At 65.9% G+C, this 21,709-nt stretch carries 18 protein-coding genes and 2 tRNA genes; 8 read left to right on the top strand and 12 right to left on the bottom strand.

Annotated elements, in window-relative coordinates; genetic code table 11:
• Positions 1-51: 51 nt before the first annotated feature.
• The 3 genes from mnmA to J2X98_RS08825 all read right to left on the bottom strand — a co-directional run bounded on the left by mnmA (position 52) and on the right by J2X98_RS08825 (position 3,248).
• A complete protein-coding gene (gene mnmA / locus J2X98_RS08835; protein ID WP_141942290.1) occupies positions 52-1,185 on the bottom strand; it encodes a tRNA 2-thiouridine(34) synthase MnmA in 1,134 nt (377 codons plus the stop codon).
• Positions 1,186-1,307: 122 nt separating this feature from the next.
• Entirely contained in the window at positions 1,308-2,537 is a 1,230-nt protein-coding gene (locus J2X98_RS08830; protein ID WP_141942292.1) for a cysteine desulfurase family protein, read from the bottom strand.
• A gap of 21 nt (positions 2,538-2,558) precedes the next feature.
• Positions 2,559-3,248 (bottom strand): helix-turn-helix transcriptional regulator, encoded by a 690-nt coding sequence (locus J2X98_RS08825; protein WP_307306740.1) that lies wholly within the window; start codon positions 3,246-3,248, stop codon positions 2,559-2,561.
• A gap of 90 nt (positions 3,249-3,338) precedes the next feature.
• Between J2X98_RS08825 and J2X98_RS08820 the strand changes: the two genes are divergently transcribed.
• Complete coding sequence (locus tag J2X98_RS08820) at positions 3,339-3,761, top strand: hypothetical protein (protein ID WP_141942295.1); 423 nt, start codon at positions 3,339-3,341, stop codon at positions 3,759-3,761.
• Positions 3,762-3,854: 93 nt separating this feature from the next.
• Here J2X98_RS08820 and J2X98_RS08815 read toward each other — a convergent pair whose 3' ends face one another.
• On the bottom strand, positions 3,855-4,499 hold the full coding sequence (locus J2X98_RS08815; RefSeq protein WP_307306736.1) for a hypothetical protein: 645 nt from the start codon (positions 4,497-4,499) through the stop codon (positions 3,855-3,857).
• Between the two features lie 244 nt (positions 4,500-4,743).
• Between J2X98_RS08815 and J2X98_RS08810 the strand changes: the two genes are divergently transcribed.
• The 4 genes from J2X98_RS08810 (at position 4,744) to J2X98_RS08795 (ending at position 7,872) form a co-directional block, all read left to right on the top strand.
• Positions 4,744-5,691 carry a J domain-containing protein gene (locus tag J2X98_RS08810; RefSeq protein WP_141942297.1) on the top strand — a complete coding sequence of 316 codons (948 nt, stop codon included), beginning with the start codon at positions 4,744-4,746 and terminating at the stop codon, positions 5,689-5,691.
• 23 nt (positions 5,692-5,714) lie between these two features.
• Positions 5,715-6,182 (top strand): tRNA (cytidine(34)-2'-O)-methyltransferase, encoded by a 468-nt coding sequence (locus J2X98_RS08805; protein WP_141942300.1) that lies wholly within the window; start codon positions 5,715-5,717, stop codon positions 6,180-6,182.
• A gap of 213 nt (positions 6,183-6,395) precedes the next feature.
• Positions 6,396-7,004: a sigma-70 family RNA polymerase sigma factor gene (locus tag J2X98_RS08800; RefSeq protein ID WP_141942301.1), complete on the top strand. Its 609-nt coding sequence runs from the start codon at positions 6,396-6,398 to the stop codon at positions 7,002-7,004.
• A 10-nt stretch (positions 7,005-7,014) separates the two neighbouring features.
• Entirely contained in the window at positions 7,015-7,872 is an 858-nt protein-coding gene (locus tag J2X98_RS08795; protein WP_141946438.1) for an anti-sigma factor, read from the top strand.
• 67 nt (positions 7,873-7,939) lie between these two features.
• On the opposite strand, the gene J2X98_RS08790 is transcribed toward J2X98_RS08795, so the two are convergent.
• The 4 genes from J2X98_RS08790 to J2X98_RS08775 all read right to left on the bottom strand — a co-directional run bounded on the left by J2X98_RS08790 (position 7,940) and on the right by J2X98_RS08775 (position 12,367).
• Positions 7,940-8,719 carry a PIG-L deacetylase family protein gene (locus J2X98_RS08790; protein ID WP_307306731.1) on the bottom strand — a complete coding sequence of 260 codons (780 nt, stop codon included), beginning with the start codon at positions 8,717-8,719 and terminating at the stop codon, positions 7,940-7,942.
• 4 nt (positions 8,720-8,723) lie between these two features.
• The gene (locus J2X98_RS08785) at positions 8,724-9,671 is read right to left on the bottom strand and encodes an electron transfer flavoprotein subunit alpha/FixB family protein (RefSeq protein ID WP_307306729.1); all 948 of its coding nucleotides are present in this window, start codon (positions 9,669-9,671) and stop codon (positions 8,724-8,726) included.
• Positions 9,672-9,684: 13 nt separating this feature from the next.
• On the bottom strand, positions 9,685-10,476 hold the full coding sequence (locus J2X98_RS08780) for an electron transfer flavoprotein subunit beta/FixA family protein (protein WP_141942306.1): 792 nt from the start codon (positions 10,474-10,476) through the stop codon (positions 9,685-9,687).
• A gap of 238 nt (positions 10,477-10,714) precedes the next feature.
• The gene (locus tag J2X98_RS08775) at positions 10,715-12,367 is read right to left on the bottom strand and encodes a S1C family serine protease (RefSeq protein WP_307306727.1); all 1,653 of its coding nucleotides are present in this window, start codon (positions 12,365-12,367) and stop codon (positions 10,715-10,717) included.
• Positions 12,368-12,650: 283 nt separating this feature from the next.
• Between J2X98_RS08775 and J2X98_RS08770 the strand changes: the two genes are divergently transcribed.
• The 3 genes from J2X98_RS08770 to J2X98_RS08760 all read left to right on the top strand — a co-directional run bounded on the left by J2X98_RS08770 (position 12,651) and on the right by J2X98_RS08760 (position 17,127).
• The gene (locus J2X98_RS08770; protein WP_307306725.1) at positions 12,651-14,714 is read left to right on the top strand and encodes a TPM domain-containing protein; all 2,064 of its coding nucleotides are present in this window, start codon (positions 12,651-12,653) and stop codon (positions 14,712-14,714) included.
• A gap of 106 nt (positions 14,715-14,820) precedes the next feature.
• Positions 14,821-15,609 (top strand): PspA/IM30 family protein, encoded by a 789-nt coding sequence (locus J2X98_RS08765; protein WP_307306723.1) that lies wholly within the window; start codon positions 14,821-14,823, stop codon positions 15,607-15,609.
• Between the two features lie 90 nt (positions 15,610-15,699).
• On the top strand, positions 15,700-17,127 hold the full coding sequence (locus J2X98_RS08760; protein ID WP_307306721.1) for a cryptochrome/photolyase family protein: 1,428 nt from the start codon (positions 15,700-15,702) through the stop codon (positions 17,125-17,127).
• Positions 17,128-17,152: 25 nt separating this feature from the next.
• Here J2X98_RS08760 and J2X98_RS08755 read toward each other — a convergent pair whose 3' ends face one another.
• The 4 genes from J2X98_RS08755 to J2X98_RS08740 all read right to left on the bottom strand — a co-directional run bounded on the left by J2X98_RS08755 (position 17,153) and on the right by J2X98_RS08740 (position 21,645).
• Positions 17,153-18,085 carry a cytochrome b/b6 domain-containing protein gene (locus J2X98_RS08755; RefSeq protein WP_307306719.1) on the bottom strand — a complete coding sequence of 311 codons (933 nt, stop codon included), beginning with the start codon at positions 18,083-18,085 and terminating at the stop codon, positions 17,153-17,155.
• Positions 18,086-18,223: 138 nt separating this feature from the next.
• Positions 18,224-18,297: transfer RNA gene (locus J2X98_RS08750), tRNA-Met, on the bottom strand.
• Between the two features lie 155 nt (positions 18,298-18,452).
• Positions 18,453-18,526: transfer RNA gene (locus J2X98_RS08745), tRNA-Met, on the bottom strand.
• 119 nt (positions 18,527-18,645) lie between these two features.
• Positions 18,646-21,645, bottom strand: coding sequence for a UPF0182 family membrane protein (locus tag J2X98_RS08740; protein ID WP_307306717.1), 3,000 nt, complete (start codon positions 21,643-21,645; stop codon positions 18,646-18,648).
• Positions 21,646-21,709: the final 64 nt, after the last annotated feature.

The raw sequence follows: 21,709 nt of genomic DNA, 5'->3' as shown, positions 1-21,709 counted from the left end.
ACGGCAACGCACCACCCCCGCGAAACCGTGGCGGTGCTGAAAGTGGTTGGGTTACAGAGCGGCGCGTTGGAGCGAGCGGGCGGTGTCGATGGTGGCCTGGCCCAGCACGCGGCTGCCCTGGTACAACACGACGGTCTGGCCGGGAGCGACCCCCCGCAATGGCGACACCAGGCGGACCACGAGCCGGCTGGCGCCGGTACCGTCAGTGGCGGGTTCCATCCGTGCAGTCGCAGGAACGGGGTCCCCGTGTGCACGGACCTGCGCGTAGCAGTCGAACTCGGCGCCCGTTTCCACCTCGGTGATGGGCAGGCCTGCCCAGGAAACCTTGATACCGCGGATCTCGTCGATCGCCAGCAGCGCCCCGGGACCCACCACCACCTTGTTCTCCTTCGGCCGGATCTCCAGGACGAAGCGCGGCTTGCCGTCGGCGGCAGGAGTTCCCAGCTTGAGTCCACGCCTCTGTCCGACAGTGAAGGCGTTGGCTCCGGGGTGCTCCCCTACCTTGGCGCCGGTCTCGTCCACGATGTCGCCGGTGGTCATCTCGATCTTTTCGGCAAGCCAGCCGGCAGTGTCACCGTCGGGAATGAAGCAGATGTCATGGCTGTCCGGCTTGTTGGCAACGGAAAGGCCCCGCCGCTCCGCCTCCGCCCGCACTTCGGCCTTGGACGGGGTATCCGCCAGGGGAAACATGGAGTGCTTGAGCTGTTCATGGGTGAGGACGCCAAGGACGTAGCTCTGGTCCTTGGCCCAGTCAGCGGCACGGTGCAGTTCCCGGTTGCCGTCCGCGTCCTCGATCACCTTGGCGTAGTGGCCGGTGCAGACGGCGTCGAAGCCCAGCGCAATGGCCTTCTCCAGCAGGGCGGCAAATTTGATCCGTTCATTGCAGCGCATGCAGGGGTTGGGCGTCCTGCCGGCCGCGTACTCGTCGATGAAGTCCTGGACGACGTCTTCCTTGAAGCGCTCGGAGAAATCCCACACGTAGTACGGGATGCCCAGAACGTCGCAGGCCCGCCAGGCGTCGCGGGAATCCTCGATGGTGCAACAGCCGCGGCTGCCGGTGCGGAGGGTGCCGGGCATGCGCGAAAGGGCAAGGTGGACACCGACGACGTCGTGCCCGGCCTCCACTGCGCGGGCGGCGGCAACAGCGGAGTCAACTCCGCCACTCATGGCTGCTAGTACTCGCATGCTGGCTTTCTATTGGGGTTGCTTGCCTTCCGGAGCCGGACTGCATACCACGGCGGCCGAAACGATGTATGCCTATCCATTCTACGGCGGCAGGCAAATCAGCCCGTCGACGGCGGGAAGGGTCAGGTACCGCGCGAAGCCTGACGCGCCGCAGTACCGGCGGTCTGGATGGAGGACTCGTGCCCTGCCATGCCTGCCTGCCGCGCCCGTGCATACGCCTCCGGCAGCGCCGCAAGCAGGGCATCGACGTCATCCTCCGTGGAAGCGTGCCCCAGGCTGAACCGCTGGGCGCCACGCGCCGTTTCCTCATCAAGGCCCATGGCGAGCAGCACGTGGGAGGGCCGTGGCACGCCCGCCGTGCAGGCCGAACCGGTGGACGATTCAATGCCGGCCAGGTCCAGGAGGAACAGCAGCGAGTCCCCTTCGCAGCCGGGGAATGTGAAGTGGGCATTGCCTGGAAGCCGGCCGCCGCCGGGGGCGCCGCGGAGGACAGCGAGTGGAACGCGTTCACGGACGCCCTCGATCAGCCGCTCCCGCAGCGCTGCAATCCGGGCTGCTTCCGCAGGCAGGGTGGCAGCCACAGCCTCCGCCGCGGCGGCGAAGGCGGCGATGGAAGCGGTGTCCAGGGTGCCGGAGCGGACGTCACGCTCCTGGCCGCCGCCATGCTGCACCGGGGTGAGTTTCACCGACCGGCCCAGCAAAAGTGCACCCACGCCCACCGGGCCGCCGATTTTGTGTCCGCTGATGGACATGGCGTCGAGGCCAGAGTCCTTGAAATGGACCGGCACCGAACCGAAGGCCTGGACCGCGTCGGAGTGCACCGGGACGCCGGCGGCGTGCGCCAACTCTACGACCCTCCGGACCGGCTGGATGGTGCCCACCTCGTTGTTGGCCCACATGACCGTTACCAGCGCCACAGACCCCGGATCCCTGGAAAGCTCAGCTTCAAGGACCGCGAGGTCCAGCACGCCCTGGCTGTCCACCGGCAGCCATGCCACCTCCGCACCTTCGTGGCGCTCAAGCCATTCGACGGTGTCCAGGACCGCGTGATGTTCGACGGCGGAGCACAGGATGCGGCGGCGCTTGGGGTCTTCTGCCACCCGGGACCAGTACATGCCCTTTACCGCGAGGTTGTCCGACTCGGTGCCTCCCGAGGTGAAGATGACCTCCGAGGGATGCGCTCCTGCCGCCGCCGCGATGACCTCCCTCGCATCCTCGACCGCACGGCGGGCGCGGCGTCCCGAGCCATGCAGGGACGAGGGGTTGCCGGTCCGCGCCAACTCGCGCGTCAAAGCGGCGAGCGCGGCACCGGACAGCGGCGTGGTGGCGGCATGGTCGAGGTAGGCGGGCATCCTCAAATTCTATCGTCCCGGCTACGGCGTCTCTGGACCGGAGTCCCCGGCACTGCCCGTGATCCGCGCGCAGCAATGGCCGGATCCGGCAGCCCCGGCCACGCGGTCTTCACTGCCGCCACACCCGACCGCTGCCCCGCGCAGGAAAGCACCGTTCATGTCACACACCACTGCCGTATGTGCCCGTGAAAGCCGGTGGAACGGGCAGTTGGGCAGCTGGTAGCCGCCGTCGCCGTCCGACTGGGGCTGGTAACCGGCCTCGGCCAGGAATGCCTCGAGGCCGGCCGCCGCTTCTGCCAGTTCCTTTCCCTTTCGGAACGCGGCTGCACGGAGCGTCTCCGCCACAGGGCCGCCACCGGCCTCGGAATCCTCGATGGCGGCTGCCATCAGTTCCCCGGCGAGGTCATAATTCCGGTCGGGCACGGACGCGTTCACTTCGCCGCCCAGCGGCCGGTAAAACTTGGCCGGCCGTCCGGAGCCGGGGCCCGTCCTGCCGGCGGGCTTGCGGAACTCCACGGCCAGCAGGCCGTCCTGGACCAGCTTGTCCAAGTGGAACGAAACGGTGCTCCTTGCCATGCCTGCGGCCTCGGCCACCTCGTCGCGTCCCAGGGGCCGCGGGGATGCGCCCACCAGTTCGAACAGCTGCAGCCTCTTCGCATCCGTCAGCGAGGCCACGGCCGCAATCCTGTCCACCCAAGGGAGTCGGTACATCAGAAGCCTCCACATCCAAAGTCAAGATCTCTTGATTATAGAACGGCAGCTTTCTAAAATTGTATTACCCACTTTTAGAAGGAGCCCATCATGACCTCAGCATCCGCAGTGCCCGCCCAGCATGCATCCGCCAGCCTGCCCGCAGAGAGGCAGGCCTTCCTGCTGCTGCGCACTGTCTTCACCGTTGCGCCCATCCTTTTCGGCCTGGACAAATTCACGAACATCCTGACGCAATGGACCGTTTACCTGGCACCCCAGGCCACCGCCGTCGTACCACTGACGCCCCAGACCTTCATGTACGTTGTGGGCGTCGTCGAAATCATCGCGGGCCTCGCTGTGGCGCTGCAGCCCAAGTACGGCTCGCTGCTGGTGGCCGCCTGGCTGGCGGGGATCATCGTCAACCTGCTACTGCTGGGAAGCTTCTATGACGTGGCGCTGCGTGACTTCGGACTGCTGGTCGGCGCCCTGGCCCTCAACCGACTGGCAACCGGAATCAGCCGCACCACCGCGTAAACGCGGCCGTTCCTCCCCAGCGGGGATGACGAACAGGAAGACCCGCCGGCAGCTGAGCCCTCCAGCCGCCGGCGGCCTTGCGCGGCCTGCCGGCTAGGCGGACGGCGGAAGCAGCGGGAGGTACCGCACCACATCACTGCGGGCTGAAGCGAGGCGCGCCGCATCCGGGCACGACACGGAAATGTATGCAGACGAGCCTGCAGTACCGAAGACCCGGGCCAGTACGGCCGTGGACCGTCCACCGGGAACCGACTGCTCCAAGGCCAGCACCTCCACCTTCCTGCCCGGCTCCTCCGGGGTCCCACCCCACTGCAGATTCTCCGTCTTCAGATAGGAAGGCTGGATGGTCGCGTCCAGGTACTGGAAAAGCGCAACAGTGGATTCCCGGTCTTCCCCGCGCACCAGTGGGTCCTGGCCGGTGCTGACCCTGGCAGAAACAACGCAGCCATCAGACTTCGCGTATTGGCTCGCCCCTGCCACCCTGTCCTTTTCCAGCGTCCAGCCCGGCGCACCTTTCAATTCGTCAGAGATGCCCACGGGCACTCCGGGCGCCAGCGTGCCGCCGGCGGCGAACGGCAGGTCCCGTGCCGCCACGGCCGCGGCGTCGTGTCCCGGCGTGATGGTGGGAGTTGCCAGCACCGGAGTGCCCGCAGCGGCTGCGGGTGCGGAAGGGTCGCGCACATCCACGCTGCATCCGCCGAGGAACACCGCGCCCAGGCATGCAAGGGCAAGCGGCACTCCGCTGTGCCGGGCCCTGCATGGCCGTCGCGCCGTCGTCGGCATATCCATCCCCACTTTCGTTGCTCCCCCGGGCCGGTGTTCAGGCACGCAGGCAAGAGTCTAGACTCCACTCCCCCGGGAACCCGAAAGGCCCGGGCATTCGTTGTCAGTGCAGGCCAGCCGCCGGTTCTGGCTAGACTGGGCGGGCAGCTGGCTTCCCTCGGGGAGCCAGGAGGCCGCGCATGATGAAAAGGAAGAGTGCTTGACCGAGGGCAACAGCTCCCACTACCAGGTCCTTCGCGTGGCCGTGACCGCCACTGACAAGGAAATCAAGATGGCCTACCGGCGTGCGGCAAGGACTGCGCATCCGGACAAAGGCGGCGATGCCGCAACCTTCCGCCGCGTAACTGCCGCCTACGAAACCCTGATCGACCCGCAGCGCCGCAAAGCGTACGACCGCTCCTACGGATCGGGTACGGTCCGGGACGCTTCGTCCGACGACGGCGCCCACTTTGATGCCCCGGCTGCCGGAAGCCGGGCGTCGGCCACCGTGCGCAGGCCCGGCGGCAGCAGGAACAGCGCCGGCGATCCGCCAATCTACGTTCCGCCGTACGAGTCCGGCGGCGGCTACGTCCCGCTCATTCCGCTGTCCCAGGCAGGCCAGCAGGTGCACGGAATGCCGCGGAAGCGGGGAATCTTTGGCGCGGAGGCCCGCATCCAGCGGGAGATGAGGACAGTCCAGCTCCTGACCCGGCAGGTGCTCCCGGCCATACCCGCTGCCCGGCTCATCAACGGCCTGCAGTCGCCCGCGGACAACAGCCACATCGACCATGCGGTCCTCTCCGGCTACCGCCTGGCGCTGATTAACTCAATGCTGCTCCCCAAAGGGGCCTATGCCTGGGACGGCCGCACCCTCAACCATGGAGGGCGGGCAGTCGCACCACCCCAGCTCACCCACGTGGTGTGGGCCATGCAAGACATCTTTCCGGAGCTGAATGTGACTGGATGGACCGTGGTGCACAGCACCGACGGCAACCTCCACGAACCGGTCATCGACTACCACCGCAGGCCCGCAGGCGCGCTTGAAACTGTCCAAATTGTCAACGCCGCAGGCATGGTGCGCGGCCTGAAGGAATTTTTGTCCTCGGGGCCGGCGCCCAACACTGTCAACGTTCCGGTCCTCGCCCGGCTTCTGCGCGGCATGCACTGACGCCGGGTGGCTAGGATGGGGTGGTGTTCCGCATCCTTTTCCATGAACCAGAAATTCCCGGCAATACCGGCAACGCCATCCGCCTCGCCGCCATCACCGGCGCAGAACTGCACCTCGTGGAACCTCTCGGCTTCGACTTTTCGGACGCCAAACTGCGCCGGGCAGGGCTCGATTACCATGACCTGGCCGTGGTCACCGTACACCGGTCCATAGAGGACGCCTGGCAGCACCTCCAGCCAGAGCGCGTCTACGCCTTCACTTCCGACGGCACCACCAGCTACACAGACGTTGCCTACGCTCCTGGTGACGTGCTGATGTTTGGCCGCGAATCCGTAGGTCTGCCGGCCGAGCTGAAGACTGACCCGCATGTGACCGCCACGGTCCGGCTGCCCATGCTCCCGGCCCTCCGCTCCCTTAACCTTGCCAATGCGGCCTCCATTGCCGTCTACGAGGCATGGCGCCAGCAGGGCTTTGCCGGCGCGAAGCTGTAGCAACGGTATCCAGGGGCGCATCTTCCTGGCCCGGCAATAATTGTCAGGCTGCCACCCATCCATCCTGCCAACCGCACCGAATGCCTTTTGACGACATTCGAGCGGGGCAAGGAGCTGCAGGTGACACTACTGGAGGCAGGATCCAGGCAGAACAGCCGCAGCCGGCACGGCAGTGCTCAAAATTCGCCGCCCGGAGACTTATGCTTGAACGTAATGGAAACTCCCAACGCGCCGAATTCCGAGGGCTCCGCCGCGGTGACCGACCCACCTGCCGACCTCAGCAAACGCCTATCGGCCCTGCTGGACGGCATAGCCCGCGGTGACCAGGCAGCATTCGCCGAGTTCTACCAGCTCACTTCCCGCAGGGTCTACGGTATGGCGCGCCGGGTGCTCATCGATCCTGAACTCAGTGAAGACACCACGCAGGAAGTCTTCCTCCAGGTCTGGCAGAACGCGGCGAAGTTCGACCCCCAGGCGGGAAGCCCGCTGTCCTGGCTGATGACCATCTCGCACCGGCGGGCAGTGGACAAAGTCCGGTCAGCCCAATCCTCCACGGACCGGGAGGCAAGGTACGGTGCCAGCACGCAGGACATTGACCATGACACCGTTTCAGACGAGGTGGGCAGCCGACTGGAGGCGGAGGCGGTGGTCCGCTGCTTGGGGACGCTGACCGAAACGCAGCAGGAATCCGTACGGCTGGCCTACTACGGCGGCCTTACCTACCGGGAAGTTGCGGAACGCCTGAACGCAGCGGTGCCCACTATCAAGTCCCGCATCCGCGACGGACTGATCCGATTGAAGACCTGTTTGGGGGTGAGTTGAGATGAGTGGAATGGACGAAGGCCGCAACGGCCGTTCAGGTTCCTTCGGTGACACCGTAGCCATGGACCTTGCTGCGGGCCGCGCTGTGGACCTCGCCGAGCTTTACGCCCTGGATGCGGTAACCGAGCAGGAACGCGACGCCATTGACGTGTATATCTCCACCGCCCCGGAGACCGAACGCCTGGCTTTCCTTGCACGGGTCCGGCAGTCCCGGGAAGCGCTGGCCCGCACATTCCGGGCCGAGGAGGAACCGCCGTCGGACCTGTTTGACCGGATCGTGGCCCAACTGCCCGCGCAGTTCCCCAAACAGGACGGACCGGACGCCGGAAGCACGGCAGCGGCTGCTCCGACGGCCGCGGCTGACGGCCTTGCCGGCCGTGATGAGCTGGCGCAGGCCCGCAAGCGCCGCGAGGAACGCCGCGGCTCCTCCGGGACCCGGCGCTGGCTGGTGGGAGTAGCGGCGGCCGCGGCCATCGCTCTGGGTGGAGTGGGCGTCGGCGCCTACATGGCCGACCAGAACGATCCCGTCAACCAGGTGGCCCGCGCCTCCGACCTCCGCGAGGCTTCGGTGAACGTGGCCGGCGGCGGCAAGGCAACCGTCCTGATTTCCGCATCCAAGGACTCGGCCGTGGTGAAAATGAGCGGAGTTCCCGCGCCCCCTGCCGGCAAGGTGTACCAGATGTGGCTGATCCCCAAGGACGGCTCCGCACCGGTATCGCAGGGGCTGATGGACGAACAGGCCCTCTCCAAGCCCGCGGTGGTCCAGGGCATCCACTCCGCCGCCGCGCTGGGAATCACTGTTGAGCCGGCTGGCGGGTCCAAGGCGCCCACCCTGCCCACGGTGGCGGCAGCCCCACTGGGCGCCTAGCACCAGGCCCTAAAACCGCAGGTGCCCCGTTCCTTGCCAATACAGGGAACGGGGCACCTTTTCAGTATCAGAACCCCGCGATGGTCCCGGGCCCGTTGACCGCCACCACGTGGAAGGCTTCCGCGCTGCGCCCGCCGGCCAGGCCCGCCCTGGCAGCGTTGAGCAGCATGCCTTTGCGGACGGTGGCCTCCATGGCCGCCACGTCCGGGTGCTGGCTGACGTGCACGTGGATGGCTGCCAGCTTCGCCTCCACATGGGCGGTGACGTCCACGAAGTGGTTTTCCCGCTCTTCCGGTCCCGCATAAAACCACAGCCACGGCAGCTTGTAGGCCTCCAGCCCGGCTTCTGCCAGCTCCGGGTAGGCAAACGGGTTTTCAAGCGCCGGATACACCGCCCGGGTCACGGCCTCCCCCACGGCCAGATGGTCCGGGTGGCTCTTCTGGATCCGCTGCCAGTTCCGTTCCGGGTGCATGGAAAGGACGACGTCGGGGCGCAACTGCCGGATCAGGCGCACCACATCCTTCATCACCTCGTGGGACGGTTCAAGGTACCCGTCCCGCTGGTGGAGGTAGTGGATGTCGGTGACGCCCACCAGGTCCGCCGCCCGGCGCTGTTCGGCGTCGCGCATGGCGATGATGTCCGCGCGGTGGGCCGGGTCGAAACCGCCCGCGTCGCCGTCGGTCATGATGCAGTAGCTGACCTGCACGCCCGCAGCCGTCCAGGCCGCGATGGTGCCCGCCGCACCAAAATCGATGTCATCCGGGTGGGCCGCAAAACAGAGCACCCGCCCAATCCGGTGCGTGTCCGGATTGAACGGGCTCTGTGCCTTTGTGGTGGAGCCAGTCAAGGAGTCAGCCTTTGCGCTTCTTGATTTCGGCCGTGGCCTGCGGCAAAACGTCGAAGACGTCGCCGATGATGCCAAAGTCGGCGATTTCGAACACGGGGGACTCCGCATCCTTGTTGATCGCGACAATGACCTTTGACGTCTGCATGCCGGCCTTCTGCTGGATGGCGCCGGAAATACCCGCGGAAATGTAGAGCTGCGGGGAAACAGTCTTCCCGGTCTGCCCCACCTGGGCGTCGTGGCTGATCCAGCCTGCATCGGTGGCGGCACGGGAAGCGCCGACGGCGGCACCGAGAGCATCGGCCAGTTCTTCGACCGGACCAAAGTCGCCGTCCATGCCGCGGCCGCCGGCCACCACGATCCGCGCGTCGGTCAGGTCCGGCCGCCCGCTGGCCACCTTCTGCTCGCGTGCGGTGATGCGGGCCGCCGCGGCAACTGCCGGGACATCCACTGTGGAGGTCGCGGGGCTGGTGGCGGCAGGAGCAGGTTCGGGCGTGACGTTGTTGGCCTTGAGAGTCAGCACCGAAACAGCGGTGGTGGCCTTGCACGCCGTGGTGTAGGAGCCGGCCAGGACAGACTTGTGCGCCGTGCCGTCCGGGTCCACCGCCACGACGTCGGTGATGACCCCGGCGCTCAGCCGGACGCCCAGTCGTGCCGCGATCTCCTTGCCCTCCGGCGAGTTGTCCAGCAGGACAATGCCGGCGCCGGTGTTTTCCGCGGCGGCGGCCAGGAAGGCGGCCTTGGGTGCCACCAGGAACTCATCCAGGTCCTGGGCCGACGGGCGCAGGATGCCAGCCACCCCATACTCGGCGAAGGTGGCTGCGGCGCTGTCGGAGAGCTCTCCATTGAGAGCCACAGTGCTTTCACCCAGGGAACGGGCCAGGGTCAGCAGTTCCAGGCTGCTCTTCTTGAGCGACGCGCCGGGGTTGTCGATGAATACGAGTACGTTTGCCATGTCGATGTCCCTCTTAGAGCAGTTTCTGGGCGGCCAGGAAGTCAACGAGCTTGATGCCGGCGTCACCCTCATCGGTGATGATGGTGCCTGCAGTCCTGGGCGGCCGCTGCTCCGCGCTGGTTATCGCGGTCCAGGAGCCGGCAAAGCCCACCTGGGCGGGGTCCACGCCGATGTCGGAAAGCGACAGGGTGGTGATGCTCTTGCGCTTGGCGGCGATGATGCCCTTGAAGTTGGGGTACCGAGGCTCGTTGATCTGGTCCGTAACGGATACAACGGCGGGCAAGGGTGCTTCCACTGTTTCCGAGTACGTGTCGGCGTCGCGGCGGGCCGTCAGCCGGCCGCCGTCCACCTGCAGCGTGGAAGCAAAAGTCACCTGCGGCAGTCCAAGACGCTCAGCCAGCTGCGCGGGAACAAGCGAGGTCTCGCCGTCGGTGGAGGCCATGCCGGTGAGGACCAGGTCCACGCCACCCAGATGCCGCACCGCTGCAGCGAGCGCAAGCGAGGTGGCCGCGGCATCAGACCCGGCCAGGGCGTCGTCCGTGACGTGGACGCCCTCCGTGGCACCCATCTGCAGCGACTTCTTGACCGCGTTAACGGCTCCGGCCGGGCCCATGCTCAGGGCAATCACCTGGTTGCCCGCTTTGCTTCCGCCCCGGGCCTCGGCCAGCTGCAGCGCAGCCTCCAGTGCATACTCGTCAAGCTCGGACAGAATGCTTTCGTCACGGTCCGTTGTGTGGCCCTCCCCGTTGAGGTGACGGTCGAACTGGGCGTCCGGTACATGTTTGACCAGGACTACGATCTTCAATGTCTCTTCCACTGTGTTTGCAGCAGCCTTCCATGCTTGTGGACAGCCAGCCGGGTGGGTCATGGCCGCGGAGTGCCCGGCAGGCGGGTGCTCCTAGCTAACCACATCGGCGAGCCTGCGTGCCCTCTTCCGTTAACGCCTGTGTCAGGCCCTGGTTTGGTACGGCATGACGACGGCGGCGCCCCCTGGGTGGGGGACGCCGCCGTCGTCACGCCGCTGGCGTTGTTGCTGCCCTGCGTCAGCTGGCTGCAGCACCCAGCGTGACGTCGAACGTCTGCTCGCTGCCGCCGCGCTGGACGGTGATCTTCACCTTGGAACCCGCCGGCTGTTCACGCACAGCCGCGGTCAGCTGGTTCGGTTCGCCGATGGTGAGGTCGTTGAACTTGGTGATGACGTCGCCAACCTTGATGCCGGCCTTGCCTGCCGCTGAATTGGGGTCAACGGTGGCCACGTCGGCTCCCACCGAGAATTCGGAGGACCCGCCCGCAGATGCCTTGGCCTTGACGCTGACGCCGAGCTGGCCGTGGGAGGCCTTGCCGTTGTCGATGATCTCCTGGGCCACGCGCTTGGCGTTGTTGATCGGGATGCTGAACCCGACGCCGATGTTGCCGCTCTGGGACGTGGAGGTGCCGGAGCCGGCGGACGCGATGGCAACGTTCACGCCGATGATCTCGCCCTTGCTGTTCACCAGTGCGCCGCCGGAGTTGCCGGGGTTGATCGCGGCGTCAGTCTGGATCACGTTGATGGCGATGGAACCCTCGCCCGAGTTCTGCTGGCTCTGGCCGCCGCCCGGAGGGGCGAACTGGAATCCCTGGTCGCCGCCGCCCTGGCTGTTGTCCCCGCCCTTGGGCGCTGCGGACGATGCAACGCTGATGGTCCGGTTAAGGGTGGAGACGATGCCGTCCGTTACCGTTCCGGTCAGGCCGAGCGGCGAGCCGATGGCGATGGCGGTATCGCCCACGTTGAGTTTAGAGGAGTCACCGAGCGTGGCGGGAGTGAGGCCGGAGGCGTCCTCCACCTTGATGACGGCGAGGTCGGACAGGGGGTCAGTCCCCACCAGCTTTGCGGGCACAACCTTGCCATCGTTGGTGCGTACTTCCAGCGTGGCGTTCGCGGTCTGGCCGTCGAGGGTTACCACGTGGGTGTTGGTCAGGATGTGCCCCTGGTCGTCAAGGACGATGCCTGATCCGGTGCCTCCTGAACTGCCGCTCGTGGCGCTGATGGTCACGACGCTGGGCGAGGCCTTGACGGCGGCAGCCGTGATGGCGTTGACGTCGTCCTTGTTGTTGACAATGACCGTGCCGGGCTGGCTGTTGCTGCCGATGGTTGAGGCGCTGGAACCGTTGTGTCCCGACAGTTCGGCGGCACCAACGGTAGCTACTCCTCCGCCTACGAGGCCTGCAGCGAGGATGCTGGCCACAAGGGTTCCGACGCCGAAGGTCGCCTTCCGCCGGGGGGCGTCCTTGGGATTGGGTGCCAGGCCCACGCCTCCGCCGGGGGTGCCGTGGCCGGCCCCATGCATCGGCTGGCCGGGAGCGCCCTGGCCGTCCTGGTGCTGCTGCTGGCCGTAGTAGCCCGACTGGCCGTAGAACGGCTGACGCTGGGGGTAGACGGGGCGCGGGGCGCCGGGCAGTTCCTGCGTGTGGTTGTCGTGTCCATACGGCTGGTCGAGCCGCTCTGTGTGGTTCTCCGCGCCCGGGTGGTTCTGCTGGTCCCCGGCGCTGTAGCCGCGGTCCTGACCTGTGGGGCCGGATCCGTTCCCGTACTGAGCGCCCGCCTGCCGGTCTCCAGGCTGCTGCGGGGCCTGCTGCCGGCCCTGCTCCTGCCAGGGGTCGGGGTTGCCCGCGCGGTTGTCCTCCGGGACCGGTCCTGGGGTTTGATTCTCAGTCATGGGACTTCCTTTCATCCTCGTCTGCCATTAACTATGAACCGTCCCGCTGTAACAAGCTCGGATGTTTGCTGAGAGCTTCCTGAACGCTTTGATGAAGGCCGTCGTCCCGGCAATGCGTTTCGCTGGCGGCATATTCGACCGCATGGACGGCCTGTGGGGTGCACCATAGAATCAAGATGAATTGCCACAGCGACCTGCGGCTTCACACCCAAGCGTGGGGGCGCTGCTGAATTCGACGACTGATTCGTCCCGAATCGGTGTCAGGCGTGCTGAAGGGTTGCACATGCGGTCAAAGTTCAAACGTATCCTCGCCGTCATCGGCCTTGCCGGACTGCTGGCGGTACCCGCCGGCGCCGCATGGGCCGAGGACCCGGTTTCCATCCCTTCCGGCACCAACATAGTTGATGACGCCAACGTCCTCGGCAGCCGGAAGGGGGAGGTCCAGGACGCCATCCAGAAGCTGTTGAAGGACCACAAGTACAACTTGTACGTGGTCACGGTGAAGTCGTTCGAGAACCCGTCTGATCCCAACTCTTGGGGAAATGCTGTCGCAACGCAGAAGAAGATGGGTAAGGCCGATGTGCTCCTGGCTATTTCCACTGCGGGGCAGTACTACTTCTCGCCGTCCTCGGCGAGTGCCATCTATTCCAAAAAGTCGAACATCACCCAGAACGCCATAGTCGCCAATCTGGCCGGCGGCAAGAAGGACTACGCCCAGGCTGCCATCGACACCGCATCAGCAGTCGGCGACGCGGCGGGCGGCGGAAGCGGCAGCGTGTCCTCCGGCGACGGTGCCGGCGCAGGCCTCCTGGTGGGCGCGGGCGTGGTGGTGGCCGGCGGCGGTGCGTACCTCTATTACCGGAACCGCCGGAAGAAGGCCGCGGGCCAGAATGCCTCCAGCGGAAGTTATGGCCCCCAGGGAGCCGAGCTGGACCCGCTCGCGTCGCTCAGCGTGGAGGAACTTCGCCGGAAGAGCGGTTCCCTGCTGATCGAGGCGGACGACGCCATCAAGTCAAGCGAGCAGGAACTTGGCTTCGCGCAGGCACAGTATGGGGATTCCGCCGTCGGGAACTTCACCAAGGCCCTCGCCGAAGCGAAGGCCCATATGACCGAGTCGTTCAAGCTGCAGCAGCAGCTGGACGACCACATCCCTGATACCGAGGAACAGCAGCGGACCTGGCTTGGTGAAATCATCCGACGCTGCGAAGCCGCCCTGGAATCACTCCAGGAGCAGAAGGCTGACTTCGACTCCCTGCGTGAGCTGGAGAAGAACGCGCCCCAGGCCCTCGCCGCGGTCAACACGGGGGCCCGGGAAGCCGACGCAAAGATCGCCAGCGCTGAACAGTCTCTGGCCGCCATGCGCTCCCAGTACGCCGACAGCGCCCTTGCCCAGGTCTCGGACAACATCGTGCAGGCCAAGGAACGCCTGGCCTTCGTGCAGAATGCGTCCGAAACCGCGCAGCAAAAGCTCACCGGAGGCGAAGGAAGCCTGGCCGCCGTCGCCGTCCGGGCCGCGGAGGAAAGCCTGCACCAGACCAACGTCCTGCTGGACGCCATCTCCAAGGTCTCCGCCAACCTCGACAAAGCCCGCAACGGCCTGGAAACGGCCGTGGTGGACACGTCCCAGGACCTTGCCCAGGCAAAGGCCATGATCCAGTCCGGCACCCACGCGGAGCTGGCAGGGCCGGTTGCCGCGGTGGAGGCGGCATTGGCCCAGGTCAAGACCGAGATCCAGGGCGGGAAGATCGATCCGATCGCCACCCTGCAGCGGGTCGAAACGGCGCACCAGTCGCTGGACCAGGCACTGACCGGCATCCGCGACCAGCAGGAACAGGCCCGCCGCGCGCAGGCATCCCTGCAGCAGACGATCATGTCGGCGCAGGCCCAGATCAGCGCCACCTCCGACTACATCACCGCCCGGCGCGGCGGCGTGGGCACTGAGGCACGCACCCGGCTGGCAGAGTCCCAGCGGAACCTGGACTATGCACTGTCCATCGCACGCACCGACCCCGTCACCGCGCTCACCTATGCGCAGCAGGCCCACGCACTGGCGGCCCAGGCCGCACAGCTGGCACAGGCAGACGTTGAACACTTCGACGGCTACGCGAACCAGGGCTTCGGCCGGGGCGGCATGTTCGGCGGCGGTGGCGGCGGCGGACTGGGCGGCGCCATCCTGGGCGGCATCCTGATCAACTCCATCCTCAACGGCGGACACGGCGGCTGGGGCGGTGGCGGCGGCTGGGGTGACGGCGGAGGCGGCGGCTTCGGCGGCGGGGACGGCGGTGGTTTCGGCGGGGGAGACTTTGGCGGCGGCGATTTCGGCGGCGGAGACTCCGGCAGTTTTTAGAGCTTCCGCCTGGTACGCCGGAAGATCCCGGCGGGCGGACAGAAGCAGTACACCACTGTGCACCGGTTCCAGTGGTCAACACAGAGCAGGACGAAAGGCAAACACCATGGTTAAGCAGTCCATTTTCGGCCGGATCGCGCAGCTGGCAAAGGCGAACATCAACTCCTTGCTGGACAACGCGGAAGATCCGCAGAAGATGCTGGACCAGATGGTCCGCGACTACACCAACAACATCGCCGAAGCCGAGTCCGCCGTTGCGCAGACCATCGGCAACCTCCGGATGCTGGAAGACGACTACAACGAAGACGTCAAGAACGCCCGCGACTGGGGAAACAAGGCTCTCGCCGCTTCCCGCAAGGCTGATGAATTCCGTGCCGCCGGCGACGTTGCCGACGCCGAGAAGTTCGACAACCTGGCAAAGGTGGCATTGCAGCGCCAGATGGCCGCCGAGAGCGAAGCCAAGGGTGCAGAGCCGAGCATCGCCTCTCAGCGCGAGGTGGTGGACAAGCTGAAGAACGGCCTGGACCAGATGAAGAACAAGCTCAACCAGCTGACCAGCAAACGCAACGAACTGGTTGCCAGGTCCAAGACTGCAGCGGCCCAGTCGCAGGTCCACGACGCCATCAAGAGCATCGACATCATGGATCCCACCAGCGAGGTGGGACGCTTCGAGGAAAAGATCCGCCGCGAGGAAGCCAAGGTCCGCGGCCAGCAGGAACTTGCCGCATCCAGCCTGGACGCGCAGTTCAACCAGCTGGAGGATCTGGGCGAGCAGACCGAAATTGAAGCCCGGCTGGCCGCCCTCAAGGCCGGAAACTCCACTCCTGCCCTAGGTGCTGCGAACACGGCCTCTTCCGAATCAACCGTTGATGAGGCGGATTTCGACAAGCTGTAAAGCGCGGCGTTCGTGTCGCCAGTGGCACACAACTATGGCCGGGACCGCAGTCCCGGCCATAGTTGTGTCCGCTGTGTGTAGCGTGGTGCCATGGCTTCTTCCGATGGAACGTCCCTGGTCTGGCTCCGTGATGATTTGCGGCTGGACGATAATCCGGCGCTGTCCGAGGCCGCCGGCCTTGGCAGGCCGCTTACGGTGGTCTACATCCTGGATGAAGAGTCCGACGGCGTCCGGCCCCTCGGTGGCGCGGCCCGGTGGTGGCTGCACCAGTCCCTCGCCTCATTGTCCGCCGAACTTGAGGACAAAGGATCGCGCCTTGTACTTCGCCGCGGCCCGGCAGGCGACATCATCCGGAAGCTCGCCAGCCAGACGAACGCCAGCCACCTCTTCTGGAACAGACGCTACGCGCAGCCCGAGCGGAGCATAGATGCCGGCATCAAGAACTGGGCCGGGGACAACGGCATCCAGGCCTCCAGTTACCAGGCGAACCTTCTGTTCGAGCCCTGGACAATCCGTACCGGGTCAGGCGGCCCCTACAAGGTCTACTCCCCATTCTGGCGTGCCTGCCTGGCGTCCCGGGAGATCCGCGATCCCTTGGAAGCGCCCGACGATCTGCCGGCGCCCGCCCCCGCCGGCCGCGGCCTGCCCGCCAGCGACACCCTCAGCAGCTGGGAGCTCCTGCCCTCCTCCCCCGATTGGAGCGGCGGCCTGGCCGAAACCTGGGAGCCCGGCGAAAGAGGTGCCCAGGAGCGCCTTGAGGATTTCCTGGACGGGCCCGTCGAGGAATACGGCACGGGACGGAACCTGCCGGGCACGAAAGGCACCAGCCGGCTTTCACCGCACCTGCGCTTCGGTGAGGTCAGCCCGTTTCGCGTGTGGCGGGAGATCCGCCGCCGCCACCCCCGCAAAATCCCTGCCGACGTGGGCACGTACAAGGCTGAGCTCGGCTGGCGTGAGTTCAACTGGCATCTGCTCTACCACAATCCGGAGTTGTCCGCCCGGAACTTCCGTCCCGCCTTCGACAACTTCCGCTGGGCGTCCCCCAGCCGGCAGGAGCTCGCCGCGTGGCAGCAGGGCCGGACAGGGTACCCGCTGGTGGACGCCGGGATGCGGCAGCTCTGGCAGACAGGGTGGATGCACAACCGGGTCCGGATGGCTGCCGCCTCCTTCCTGGTCAAGAACCTGCTGACCGACTGGAGGATCGGCGAGGAGTGGTTCTGGGACACGCTGGTGGACGCTGACGCCGCCAACAACCCCGCAAACTGGCAGTGGGTGGCTGGATCCGGGGCAGACGCGTCACCCTATTACCGGATCTTCAACCCGGTGACGCAAAGCAGGAAGTTCGACGCCGGCGGAGCCTACCTGCGAAGGTTTATCCCGGAGATCGCGGACTTGGACAACAAAGCCATCCATGAGCCGTGGACTGCAGGCCCCGAGGGCTACCCGGAGCCGGTGGTGGACCTGCCGGCGTCGCGGGAACGCGCCCTGGACGCTTACCAGAAACTCAAGGAGGCCTAAGCGGGTTTCCTGCGCCTGTGCAGGATCAGCGGCTGACTTTGCCCATCAGCGAGGCGATGGGCCGCAGGAAGATCGGCCGCGCCAGGAACCAGGCGGCGACCATCACCACCACTGAAGCCAGGAACACCCAGAACCCGAACCAGCCGTCATCGTCCCGGACCCCGTACATGTGGTTCAGGTTCCGCAGCGCACCAGTGGCAAGCACCAGGAAGACGTGGACCACAACGAACGCCAGGAAGTAGATCATCACGGGGAAATGGACGGCGCGGGCCCACTCGATCGGGTACGCCTTGTTCAGGGCCGCCGCCTTCTTGGGCCAGGCGGAGGACATCCGCAGGCCCGTGATGAACGCCAGCGGTGCGGCGATGAAGACGGTCACGAAGTACGCCAGCAGCTGCAGGGCGTTGTAGTTGATCCAGCCGTCCTCAGTGGGCCAATTCAGTGACGCGTACTGCAGGGCGGCCGAGAGGGCATTCGGGAAGACGTCCCAGCTGGTGGGCACAATGCGCATCCATTGCCCGGTAGCGAACAGCAGGACGGCGAAGACAAGCCCGTTCAGGATCCAGAGTGTGTCGAGTGTCAGGTGGAACCAGAGCTCGAGGGTGATCTTGGTGGGGGCGTTCCTGGTCCGGATCAGGCCTTTGTTGTTCCTGGTCCAATGGCCGCTGGGGCGTGTGGTGGTCCTGACCTGCCATCCGGTACGGATGATCAGGAGCAGGAAGAACGCATTGAGGAAATGCTGCCATGCCAGCCACGCGGGGAATCCCACCGGTGCGTTCTCCGGGAGTTCCGACCGGCCCGGAAAGTCGGTGACGAAGGAGGCCACCGCCGGAAGACCCATGAGAAGCTTGGCGATCAGTACCACCAGGACCACGGCCACGAGGACGGCAGGCACCACCCAGTAGAGCCGGGACCGCTTACCCGTCGCGGCGCCGGGCTTCTTTGTGGGTGTGGCCATGGAACAACATACCTCTCAGGAAGGACGGGGGCTGCCCACAGATTGCGGGACCCTTCGAAAGAGAATACTAGGAACTGGACCCATCCACGGAAAGGAAAGGCCCCAACCGGCATAACTGCCGGTTGGGGCCTTCATAAGTTGCGGGGACAGGATTTGAACCTGTGACCTCTGGGTTATGAGCCCAGCGAGCTACCGAACTGCTCCACCCCGCGTCGCTCGAACAACACTACCCTACTTTTACCGGCACCCCGACCACTCCCGCCGCACCGCGCGCCGGAGTTCGAGGATTGTGCTGGCCGCCGCCACGGCGGACGGCGGGGAAAACAAAAGGCCCGGACATTGTTTCCAATATCCGGGCCTTCCTCAGTTGCGGGGACAGGATTTGAACCTGTGACCTCTGGGTTATGAGCCCAGCGAGCTACCGAACTGCTCCACCCCGCGTCGCAAGAACTACTTTACCGGGAGGTGAACCGGAGGCCAAATCGGGGCGGCGTGACGTCCGTTACCCTGCCCGGCACCCGCTCCCCGAAGGGTTCGGATGCCGGGCCGCCGTCGTCGTACTACTGCCCTGCCGACGGTGACGGGCTTGGCGACGGCGAGGCCGACGCAGCGGGCGCCGGGGATGCCGCGGGAGCAGTTGCCGGCAGCTTCGCCTCAGCATCCATCGCCTTCTTCAGAGCTGCAGCAACTTTCTTCTGCGCATCGCCATAAGCAGCGAAGTCCCCGGCCGCCAGCGCCGTCTGCCCTGACTGGATGGCCGCGTTTGCCTCGTCCAGGGCCGCCTTCAGCTGGGCCTTGGCATCCGCTTCCGCAGGTGTGGCAGGCGCGGGAGGGCCGGCCGGAGTCTGTCCGTTGTTGGCGGAGTCGCCCGCGGCCGCGCCGGAGTCACCGCCAAACAGTTGCTTGAGTGCGGCATCGAGGGTAGGCGCGAAGCCCACCTTGTCGCCGAAGGCCACCAGCACTCGCTGCAGCGTGGGATATGACGTCTCACCCGTCGACTTGAGGTAGACCGGCTGGACGTAGAGGATTCCGCCGCCGACGGGAAGGGTCAGCAGGTTGCCGTTCAGCACGTCTGAAGCGCCCTGCCGCAGCAGGTTAAGCGCCTGCGACACGGTGGGGTCCGAGTTGAACTTGTTCTGCGCCTGCCCGGGCCCGGGCACCTGGGTCTCCGGGGGGATCTGCAGCAGCCGCAGCTTGCCGTACCCGTCGGCCTTCACCCCCGCCTGGTTGCCGGCATCCGAATCCGCTGCGAGGAAGCCGTAGAGGACGTTGCGTGCGTTTCCGTTAACAATCTGCGGGATGAAGGAAGACGTCAGCTGGAAGGCCGGCTTCTCCTGGTCCGGCATCTGCAGCGACATGTAGAACGGCGGCTGCTTCACGTCCGTGTCCACCGTGGGATCGGCAGGGGTGCTCCACGCGTCGTTGTTCTTGTAGAAGCTGATGGGGTCCGTCACGTGGTACTGCCCCAGCAGTTCGCGCTGGACCTTGAACAGGTCCTCCGGGTAGCGGACGTGGCTCATGACCGCACCGGACATCTCCGAGTACGGCTTCAGGGAGGACGGGAAGACCTTCTGCCAGGCCTTCAGTACCGGGTCCGTGTCGTCCCAGGCGTAAAGGGTGACCGAGCCGTCATAGGCGTCCACGGTGGCTTTGACCGAGTTCCGGATGTAGTTCACGGTGCTGTTGGGGAGTGCCACGGCGCGGCCGGAACTGGTCTGCGAATCGGCGGTGGCATCGGACAGCGACTTCTGCTGCGAGTACGGGTAGTACTGGCTGGTGGTGTAGCCGTCCACGATCCATTTGACCCGGCCATCCACCAACGCCGGGTAGGCGCCGCCGTCAACGGTGAGGTAGGGAGCCACCTTCTGGACACGCTCGCGGGGACTGCGGTCATACAGGATCTGGGAGTCCTGGTTCACGCCGTCCGAAAGCAGCAGGTCGGAGGACTGGAACTTGATGGCGTAGAGGATCTTGTTGAAGAAGGAGCCGACGTTCGGGCCGCCGTTCCCCTTGAAGGTGTACTGCGTCTCGCCCTCTCCTTCCTTGCCGGAGGGCCGGTCCTGCTCACGCGGGGTGGCGCCATCAGGTGCACCGACGATCGAGTATTCGGGCGAGGATTCACCAAAGTAGATCCGCGGCTCGTAGGTGGTGTCGTTCCCCAGGACGCCTGTGGACGGGATGCCTGACTGCAGGAAATCCGGCTTTCCGTCCACGGTGAACTTGTTGCCCTTGGCCGCGACGACGCCGTAGCCGTGTGTGTAAACCACATGCTGGTTCAGCCAGCCCTGCTGGTTGGTTGCCACGTTGGTGGGGTTGAGTTCGCGCACGGCGATCACGGTGTCCTGGACCTTACCGTCCACCTCGTAGCGGTCCACATTGAGGGCCTTGGGGAACTGGTAGTACGGACGGTACTGTTCCAGCTGCGCGAAGGCGTCGGAGATCAGGTTGGGGTCCAGGAGCCGAATGTTGGCCGTGGTCTGGGCGTCGGGCGCCAGCGCGCCGGTGTTCGCCGTGTTGGTTGCGTCGTAGCGGGTTTCCTGGACGCCGTCCAGGCCGTAGGCCTTGCGGGTGTTGTCGATGTTGCGCTGGATGTAGTCCCGTTCCAGGGTCTGCTCGGAGGGACGGACCTGGAACTGCTGGATAACCCATGGATAGACACCGCCGGCCAGGATGGAGGTGATGATCAGCATGGCGGTGCCGATCACCGGCAGCCGCCACCGGCCGATCACGGCGGCCACGATGAACAGGATGGCCACCAGTACGGCAGCCACGGCGAGGATCGCCTTGGTGGGAATCACGGCGTTGACGTCCGTGTAAAGTGCGCCGGCCCACCGGCCGCCGTTGCTCTGAACCGACGAGTAGCGGTCCAGCCAGAAGTTGATGCCCAGCAGCACCAGGAAGGCCGCGCCCGTGACCGCGATGTGGATCTGCGCGGCGCGGCTGGTGAAGACACCGCGCTCCATGAGCCGGATGCTGCCATACAGGTAATGCGTGAGGATGCCTGCGATGCCCGCGATCACCACCACGCTGATGAGGAAGCCGGTCACGAAGCCCAGGAACGGCAGGGTCATCAGGTAGAAACTGATGTCCATGTTGAACTGCGGATCGGTTTGTCCGAAGCCAACCTGGTTGAAGAAAAGCAGGACCTTCTGCCACTGGCTGGCGGCAGCGCTGCCCGCAAACAACCCAAACAGGACGGGCAGGCCCACCATAACGATCCGGCGGACCGGCTCCAGCTGTGCCTGATACCGGTTGAGGTTGTCCCGGACCTCGGAGTCCGGAGCGTAGACCGGCCTGGCGTTGTAGGCAATCCGGATGGAGAAGAAGACCGCCGCGAACATGATGGCGAAGCCGGCGGCGAATGTTGTGATCTTGGCGAGGTTCTCGGTGACGAAGACCTGGATAAAGCCCAGCTGCTGGTACCAGAGGACGTCGGTCCACACATTTGCGAAGAAGATGAAGCCCACCACCACCAGGGCGACAACGATCAGGGTGGGCGTCAGGGCGCCCCGACGCGATGGGGGCCTGCCTGTGGACGTGGTGCTGGCGGGACGGGACAAACTGGGTACCTCATAGCTGGTCGTCGAAAATCGAAGCGTGCGAGCGACGTACGGTACCGGTCCA

Origin of the sequence: Pseudarthrobacter enclensis, assembly GCF_030811655.1 — a bacterium.
In the GTDB taxonomy this organism is placed as follows: domain Bacteria; phylum Actinomycetota; class Actinomycetes; order Actinomycetales; family Micrococcaceae; genus Arthrobacter; species Arthrobacter enclensis_A.
The sequence above is the reverse complement of the archived record's forward strand: the minus strand, read 5'-3'. Positions and strand labels throughout refer to the sequence as shown.

Coding starts and splice junctions, on each gene's coding strand:
- mnmA (WP_141942290.1), bottom strand. CDS start 1,185: ATGCGAGTACTAGCAGCCATGAGTGGCGGAGTTGACTCCGCTGTTGCC.
- J2X98_RS08760 (WP_307306721.1), top strand. CDS start 15,700: ATGGCTTCTTCCGATGGAACGTCCCTGGTCTGGCTCCGTGATGATTTG.
- J2X98_RS08825 (WP_307306740.1), bottom strand. CDS start 3,248: ATGTACCGACTCCCTTGGGTGGACAGGATTGCGGCCGTGGCCTCGCTG.
- J2X98_RS08765 (WP_307306723.1), top strand. CDS start 14,821: ATGGTTAAGCAGTCCATTTTCGGCCGGATCGCGCAGCTGGCAAAGGCG.
- J2X98_RS08775 (WP_307306727.1), bottom strand. CDS start 12,367: ATGACTGAGAATCAAACCCCAGGACCGGTCCCGGAGGACAACCGCGCG.
- J2X98_RS08785 (WP_307306729.1), bottom strand. CDS start 9,671: ATGGCAAACGTACTCGTATTCATCGACAACCCCGGCGCGTCGCTCAAG.
- J2X98_RS08795 (WP_141946438.1), top strand. CDS start 7,015: ATGGACGAAGGCCGCAACGGCCGTTCAGGTTCCTTCGGTGACACCGTA.
- J2X98_RS08830 (WP_141942292.1), bottom strand. CDS start 2,537: ATGCCCGCCTACCTCGACCATGCCGCCACCACGCCGCTGTCCGGTGCC.
- J2X98_RS08755 (WP_307306719.1), bottom strand. CDS start 18,085: ATGGCCACACCCACAAAGAAGCCCGGCGCCGCGACGGGTAAGCGGTCC.
- J2X98_RS08820 (WP_141942295.1), top strand. CDS start 3,339: ATGACCTCAGCATCCGCAGTGCCCGCCCAGCATGCATCCGCCAGCCTG.
- J2X98_RS08770 (WP_307306725.1), top strand. CDS start 12,651: ATGCGGTCAAAGTTCAAACGTATCCTCGCCGTCATCGGCCTTGCCGGA.
- J2X98_RS08800 (WP_141942301.1), top strand. CDS start 6,396: ATGGAAACTCCCAACGCGCCGAATTCCGAGGGCTCCGCCGCGGTGACC.